The sequence below is a fragment of the Flavobacterium aurantiibacter genome (assembly GCF_002251775.1).
In the GTDB taxonomy this organism is placed as follows: domain Bacteria; phylum Bacteroidota; class Bacteroidia; order Flavobacteriales; family Flavobacteriaceae; genus Flavobacterium; species Flavobacterium aurantiibacter.
This window is the reverse complement of record NZ_NOXX01000222.1, coordinates 23,147-30,084: the sequence shown is the minus strand read 5'-3', so window position 1 is coordinate 30,084 and position 6,938 is coordinate 23,147. Positions and strand designations below refer to the sequence as shown.

The following is a 6,938-nucleotide window of genomic DNA, read 5'->3' as shown; positions in this document are numbered from 1 at the left end:
TATTGATTTTTAATCAATTATGTTTTTTGTCGTGTACTAAACAAAATGTTTTCAAAAGTAAGAATTTGATGTGTTTTTTTTGAATTTTTTGTCAATTCAAATGTTAAATAGGTGTCTGTAATGTTTTCTTTATCGGAACTACAGGCTGTAAGGCTAGTAAAATCGACCCATTTGGAGAATGCATATCTAAAAATTCGATCCATTTTTTGGTGCCATTGTCGAGTTCAGGATGCGTGAATTTTAGAAAAGTTGCTTATTCGGCATCTTTAAAAATTACAGAAGCACACTTTTTTGTATCGACTCTAATTCCAAAGTATTTGCAAACGGGAAACGACTCTTTGGAGGTTTTCTTTTAGTCCAACAATGGCAGCATTCATTTCTTCCTTAGCGATACCTTTTGAAGTAAATAACGACTCAAGTTTTAAAGAACTTGGTTCTTGTCCGTCCATAAATTCAAGCACATCAATTTGTAGTCGACGTTTTCCTTCCGTTAAAATAAAAGTTAATCGAACTTTTACGTGATAGGAGTACGTTTCGCCAAGACTTGAGTACGTAAATGCATTACGTCGTATCGTTTCTAATCTGATTATTTCGCCACGGTCTTGATAATCATATCCATTTCGAAAACTCTGCTCAGCCCAACGTGCGATTTTGTCTTTTAAATCGGGCAGCAAACGGGTATCGCCAATGCTTACAGTTGGGATTCCTTCTTTAGTCAATGTAATTTTTTGACTGTAGACGGCATTCGCTAACATGAGTAACAGTCCAACGATAAATTTTGTCTTCATGAATTTTAGCGGTATTTCAACTGCTGAAGTTTCTCGCTGTAAGTTAAGAATTTGGAGGGAAATATTCGATTTATGGCAGCAGTATCTTTAATTGCGTCAATATGCTCCAGTTTAAAGCCATCGGAAGTACATACTAATACTTCTTTAACCGCCTCAAACATAAATTCGACGTCGTGCGTAGAAAACAGTACTAGTTTGCCCTTTTCATAAGCAAGTTTATGAAGAATGAAAAGCAGTTCCGATTTTTTTGCCGGATCTAAATGCGTAGTAGGTTCATCTAAGAGGAGTATTGGCGTATCCTGCGCCACTGCGCGTGCGAGCATAACGAGCTGAAATTGCCCGTCGCTTAATTCAACCGCTTTTTTGTTCAGAAAAGGGAGGCAGTTGCATATAGTTGCCGCTTCATGGCAGAGCGCTCGATCTGTTGCACTTTCTTTGTAAAACCAGCTTTTATGCGGATTTCTTCCCAAGCCAATCAACTCCTCAACGGTCAAGTCGGCTACAAAAGGCCGGCCCGTCAAAACAATAGCAACTTCTTTTGCTCGCTGTTCAGGGGTTAATTGTTTCAGATTTGTACCGTCCCAAATACAGCTTCCGCCGATTGGTTCTAGGATTCCCGCAATAGTTTTCAATAAGGTCGATTTTCCAATCCCGTTTTGTCCTAAAATCGCATAAACGTTACCTGCTTTAAAATTTGCAGAGAATAGTTCGTTTAATTGCTTTTTTTCGAATCCGATAACTAAATTTTCCAAGCGTAATTCCATAATGCGTGTACTTAAACGTTGCGATTTTTCAAGATCAGGTACATTACAACTGGCGCACCAATGAGCGATGTTACCGCATTAATTGGCAAATTCCAGCCTTCAATCGGAAGTTTGCATAATAGATCCGCTAAAAGCATTATGGTACCACCAGTGGCAACAGTTAAGGGAAATAACTTTTGATGCGTGTTTACACTATATAATTGTCTGCTTAAATGCGGGACGGCAAGACCTACAAAAGCAATTGGTCCGCAAAACGCAGTGCTAACACCCACCAATAATGCAGTAACCAATATTAAATAAAAACGTGCTTGTTGCAAGGCTACTCCCATACTTTGTGCGTATTGATCTCCTAAGATTAAACTGTCTAAAGCGCCTAATTTGGGTAAAAACAATAGTAATCCTACGATGCTAACTACAACTAAAATCAACAATTCGATTCCTGTTAAATTCGCTAAGCTGCCCATACTCCAAAAGGTGTATCGTTGCAAATTTTCGGCTGTAGTGAAATAGCTCAAAACGCCCGTAATTGCTCCGGCAAAACTGCTAATCATAATTCCGGCTACCAGAACAGTCGAGCTGTCTGCAACCCGTTTTGCAATTCCTAAAACTAAAAAAAGTACTGCCAAACTACCCGCGAATGATGCAAGGGCAATAGCATAAGGTTGGTTGAGGAAATTCGATAAACTTCCTTGTAAAATGGAGTTTCCCATCAAAAGGAAAGCAACTGCCAACGACGAGCCCGAGCTTAATCCGAGTACGTACGGCCCAGCCAAGCGGTTCCGGAATAATGTTTGCATGACCAATCCAGCTGCGGAAAGCGACATGCCTACAAAAAGTGCTGTCAGCGCTTTCGGAATGCGAATACTTCCGATGATAAAGCTTAATTCTTCATCGGTATTTCCAAAAATGTAATCAATAACTGCTCGAAGAGAAATTCCGGTACTTCCCGTACAAATGTTAGCTACAAAACACAGCGTAAGCAGCGCAAAAGCAACGGTAACTTTCAATGACTGTGTTCGCAGGAATCTCATAAAACCGGTGTAAAAAAGTAGGGTTTGTGGTTGGGATGTAGGTGTGGGTGAAAGATACTCACTAAATCTTCTAAAACTAAATCAGGACGGTTCGATGCAAGTTCATAAAACAAAACACCACCTGTTGCACCTTTCTTAGAACTATAACTGTATATTTTTTTGTTCTGAAATGCAGCGAACTTTCCGTAACGCGAATCGGCTTCTAATAATTGCTGCCGCGTTTCGAACTGAGCCGGGCCTATCCAATAATCAGCTGCTTTGCAATCTCGATATACTTTTTCCAAATCGTATTTTAAACTTCCGGTTCCAGTAGTGTTTGCATAAATGTATGAAGCGCCTGCATCTTTTATAAATTGTGCGCCCCAGCTATTTCCTTGCGGCGCATACCAACTGTCTTCTAAAAGTGCCCCAGCCATTACAGTTGGCTTATTTTTTTCTAAAGCTACCTTTTCTTTCAGCTGTAAATATTTGGATTTGATTTGGGTGTAAATTTTCTCTGCTTCGGCGTCTTTGTCGTAGAGTGCACCGAAAAATTTAATGTACTCAGCTTTTCCGAGAGCGGTTTGTTCGTTCCAATCGGCGTTAAGTAAGATCGGAATATTAATGCTTTTTAGCGTTTCGTTTAAATTCCGACTCTGATCAATTTGATATCCAACGTACAACTCTGCTTTCGAAACGGCTAGTTTTTCTAAATCGATTTCTTGGTTCGAACCTAAGTCGATAACCGCTCCATCGTCTATTCTTTTTCGAATGTTTGGCGAAGAAATATAACTCGTATTTGGAAAAGCTACTAAACGAGATTCTACTCCCAAAAGTACTAATGAGGGAATATGCGTCGTAGAACTTAAAGCAATTTTAGTAACTGGAATTCGGATAAAGGGTAAATTTCTTAAGGAATCCGGAACTTGAGAACGATTTTTAGCCAGTACATATTTAAATTGTTGTGTGGCTCCGGGAAAGTAATCTTGTACACTTAGAATTTTAAAATCGCTGTAATTGTATAGTGAGAAACCTCTCGCTTCGGTAATTTTATTTATTCCACTTTCTTTTTTGCTTTTTGGCGCTTCTTTACATTGAAAAGCAATGGCAAGAAATAGGTAGATTACGATGATTTTCAAGCGGAGCATTCGTGCATTCATGGCGCCAAAGGTAGCATAACCAAAATATTTTTCGAAAGGGTTTTAAATTAATTCCCGAATGCTATCTTTGCCGCGAAGTTGGTTGCACAGTGCATTTGGCTGTGCATTAAAAGGGAATATGGTTAAAATCCATAGCTGTACCCGCAACTGTAAGCTAACAAGCTTTTTGTCAGTTCTGCATACCACTGTGACAAACGGGAAGGTTCGACAAAAAGACGCAAGCCAGGAGACCTGCCACTTCATAATCAAAAACGAAAAGTCTTCGGGAATAAAGACTTGCGAATTTATGAAGTACAAAGCATTATTAGCTTGCCTTTATTTGTTGGCGTATGCCCATGTTTCGTGCGCCCAAGAAGCTGTTGCACTGCAAGAAGTGGTGCTAACAGATACGGCTTTGCGCGATTTTTCGAATACTCATGCGGTATCTTCTTTAGCCGACTCGTTGCCGCGTTTTGCGAATCCATTTTTAGCACAAATTTTATCGGCTAATTCGTTGCTTTATGTCAAGGAAAACGGGGCAGGTATGGTGGCTTCAGTTGCTTTTCGCGGAACTACTGCGGCTCAAACGGCCGTTATTTGGAACGGCATTCCCATAAATTCGGTGCTTTTAGGGCAGGTCGATTTTAATACCATCCAAACAGTAAATTATCAAGAGATTAGCGTCCGTAGCGGTGGTGGAAGCACGTTTTATGGCAGTGGAGCCATCGGTGGATCGGTTCATCTTGAAAACAATTTCGATCTTTCTGAAAACAAGGCGCATCAAGTTCGATATGCCTACGGTTCGTATAATAATCACAACGCTTTCGCGGAAAGTAAGTTTCGTAGTGGAAAATGGACTTTAGCCGGAAGTCTTTTTTTGAATGATGCTGAAAACGATTACGAATTTCCGAATCGCCGCCGACGAAATATAAACGGGGAATATCAGGTTTTTTCTGCCAATTTTCGAGCTTTACGTAAATTATCTGAACGTTCCGAGCTGCGTTTTTTTAATGAATATGTGCAGCAATACCGCAATTTCTCGGTTGTTTTTCCCACTGATGTAAAAACTGCGTACGACGACCTCAATTTTCGTCATTCTGCCGAGTTTGTAAATCGTAGAAATCGTATCGAACATTTGGTTCGCGTTGGTTTTTTAAGAGAAGTATATCGGTATTATCCCAATACAATTTTACCGGATTTTCAAAGTGGTTACGCGGCCACAGCATTGGCTCGGTACGAATTTAAATATCAAGTATCGAAAAAGTTGCGATTTACCAGCATTGCCGATGTACAACGCATTTTTGCCAATGGCGCCGATATTAACCGACAACAGCGTACGACACTTACAACCGCGTTGGGAGCGGCATGGCAACCATACAAATCCGATTTGATCGAGTTGGGATTGCGGAAGGAGCAAGTGAGCGATTTTGAGAGTCCGTTTTTGTTTTCGTTAGGATATAAACACGCTTTCGCGGAAGCATTTTCTGCTCGTGCGGGCGTCTCCAGAAATTTTAGAGCACCAACGTTTAACGATTTATATTGGAATAGTTTAGGGAATCCGAGCTTACGTGCTGAAAATGCTTGGCAATACGAATTAGGATTGCAGTTTGCGAAGAAATATTGGAATCTCAGCCTTACGGCGTTTCAAAATCAGGTTAGTGATATGATTCGTTGGGTACCAGGCGCTTCGGGGCAATTCCGACCCGAAAATACCGATGAGGTTGATATTACTGGAGTTGAAGTACAGGGCGATTTCCGCTGGAAGTTTGGAAGTAGCCAATGGGCAGTTGGCAGTAGCTACGCGTACACAAAGAGCATAAATGCAAATACCAATTTGCAATTGGTATATGTGCCTGAACATAAAGCAGTTTTTAACGTCAAGTACAGCTATAAATCGTTCGAGATTTTGTATAACCAGCAGTGGGTTAGTTCGGTTGAGACACGCAGCGACCATAGCGGGGGTGCATTGGATGCGTTTTCGACCGCGGCGGTGTACTTGAACTATAAAATGTCGCGTTTTCCTGTACTTATCTCTTTAGCGGCGCAAAACTTATATAATACGGCTTATCAAACGGTTTTAAGCAGGCCAATGCCTTTGCGCACTTATCAAATTAATCTAACTCTCAATTTATAATTATGGAAATGAAGTTTAAAAATGTTTTGTGGATTTTAGCCGGCGCACTCTTTGTAGGCTGTAGCGATTCGAATAATGAATCGGATGATGACTCCGACAGCCTGTTTGATGATGGTTTTATTGTAATTAATGAAGGTAATATGTCGGGCGGAACTTTAAGCTTTGTGGACAACACTTTTACTGTTACTACAAACGATTTGTACGGTTCGATAAACGGCGGCGACGGCTTGGGTGGCTTTGTTCAGTCGGTTTTTGAAGCTGGCGAACGCGCTTTTGTTGTATCGAATGGTTCGAATATTATTACTGTTGTAAATGAAAATGATTTTACGTTAATCGATAAAATAGATACAAATCTAGCGGTTCCTCGTTACGGAGTTGTTTATGGAAATCGTATTTATGTGACTAATCAGGATAGTTTTTTAACCACAACCGACGATTATGTGGCGGTATTCGATGCAACGACTTATACCCATATAACCAATATTGCCCTCAACACGGCTGCCGAACGAATCATCGAAGAGAACGGGAAAATTATAGTTTCGAATGGTGCTTTTGGAGTAGGAACAGGGATTACAATTATCGATCCGGCAACAAATACTATAAGTGCTCAAGTTGCTACACCTTTGGCGCCAAATACAATAGAAGAAGAGAACGGAATCTTATACGTTTTGTGTTCTAATTACGAATCGGCCTCGCAATTAGTTAAAATTAATTTGGCAACCAATTCGATTACGGAAACAATTGCCTTTCCAGAGACCTTAATTAATTGTTCGAATTTAACGTTAGAAAACGGCTCGTTTTATTTTACGAAAGACAGTAAAGTGTATCGTTTTCCATTGACGGCTACAGCTGTTACGGATTCGCCACTTTTTACATCGCAAGCACAAGTATTGTATGGTTTTGCTGTAGAAGACAATCAGATTTTTGTGGCAGACGCAAAAGATTACCAATCGGCGGGTGCCGTTTACATTTATTCAGCGAATGGTACTTTAGCACATACGTTAGCTGTTGGATTGATTCCGAATGGTTTCTTTTTTGTAGACTAAACGTGGGTAACGATTGCCCGCGTGAGTGGGCGCAGCGGTATCCTCTAAGCCCGTGTT

Annotated in this window: 6 protein-coding genes and 1 riboswitch; of the genes, 2 read left to right on the top strand and 4 right to left on the bottom strand. The window is 40.5% G+C overall.

The window, feature by feature from the left end:
* Window positions 1–302: 302 nt before the first annotated feature.
* From CHX27_RS13770 to CHX27_RS13755, 4 genes are read right to left on the bottom strand one after another with little or no spacing between them, the layout of a single operon-like run.
* A complete protein-coding gene (locus tag CHX27_RS13770) occupies window positions 303–788 on the bottom strand; it encodes a hypothetical protein (RefSeq protein ID WP_094487338.1) in 486 nt (161 codons plus the stop codon).
* A 5-nt stretch (window positions 789–793) separates the two neighbouring features.
* A complete protein-coding gene (locus CHX27_RS13765) occupies window positions 794–1,552 on the bottom strand; it encodes an ABC transporter ATP-binding protein (protein ID WP_094487337.1) in 759 nt (252 codons plus the stop codon).
* 11 nt (window positions 1,553–1,563) lie between these two features.
* The gene (locus CHX27_RS13760; protein ID WP_094487336.1) at window positions 1,564–2,583 is read right to left on the bottom strand and encodes a FecCD family ABC transporter permease; all 1,020 of its coding nucleotides are present in this window, start codon (window positions 2,581–2,583) and stop codon (window positions 1,564–1,566) included.
* A complete protein-coding gene (locus CHX27_RS13755; protein WP_094487335.1) occupies window positions 2,580–3,722 on the bottom strand; it encodes an ABC transporter substrate-binding protein in 1,143 nt (380 codons plus the stop codon). Before CHX27_RS13755 ends, CHX27_RS13760 begins: the two co-directional genes overlap by 4 nt.
* A 61-nt stretch (window positions 3,723–3,783) precedes the next feature.
* Window positions 3,784–3,975, top strand: a riboswitch (cobalamin riboswitch).
* A 33-nt stretch (window positions 3,976–4,008) separates the two neighbouring features.
* Here CHX27_RS13755 and CHX27_RS13750 point away from each other — a divergent pair.
* Together CHX27_RS13750 and CHX27_RS13745 are read left to right on the top strand one after the other, a co-directional pair.
* Window positions 4,009–5,835, top strand: coding sequence for a TonB-dependent receptor plug domain-containing protein (locus tag CHX27_RS13750; RefSeq protein ID WP_094487334.1), 1,827 nt, complete (start codon window positions 4,009–4,011; stop codon window positions 5,833–5,835).
* Window positions 5,836–5,843: 8 nt separating this feature from the next.
* On the top strand, window positions 5,844–6,881 hold the full coding sequence (locus CHX27_RS13745; RefSeq protein WP_207758966.1) for a YncE family protein: 1,038 nt from the start codon (window positions 5,844–5,846) through the stop codon (window positions 6,879–6,881).
* The last annotated feature ends 57 nt before the right edge of the window (window positions 6,882–6,938 follow it).

Coding starts and splice junctions, on each gene's coding strand:
- CHX27_RS13770 (WP_094487338.1), bottom strand. CDS start 788: ATGAAGACAAAATTTATCGTTGGACTGTTACTCATGTTAGCGAATGCC.
- CHX27_RS13765 (WP_094487337.1), bottom strand. CDS start 1,552: ATGGAATTACGCTTGGAAAATTTAGTTATCGGATTCGAAAAAAAGCAA.
- CHX27_RS13760 (WP_094487336.1), bottom strand. CDS start 2,583: ATGAGATTCCTGCGAACACAGTCATTGAAAGTTACCGTTGCTTTTGCG.
- CHX27_RS13755 (WP_094487335.1), bottom strand. CDS start 3,722: ATGAATGCACGAATGCTCCGCTTGAAAATCATCGTAATCTACCTATTT.
- CHX27_RS13750 (WP_094487334.1), top strand. CDS start 4,009: ATGAAGTACAAAGCATTATTAGCTTGCCTTTATTTGTTGGCGTATGCC.
- CHX27_RS13745 (WP_207758966.1), top strand. CDS start 5,844: ATGAAGTTTAAAAATGTTTTGTGGATTTTAGCCGGCGCACTCTTTGTA.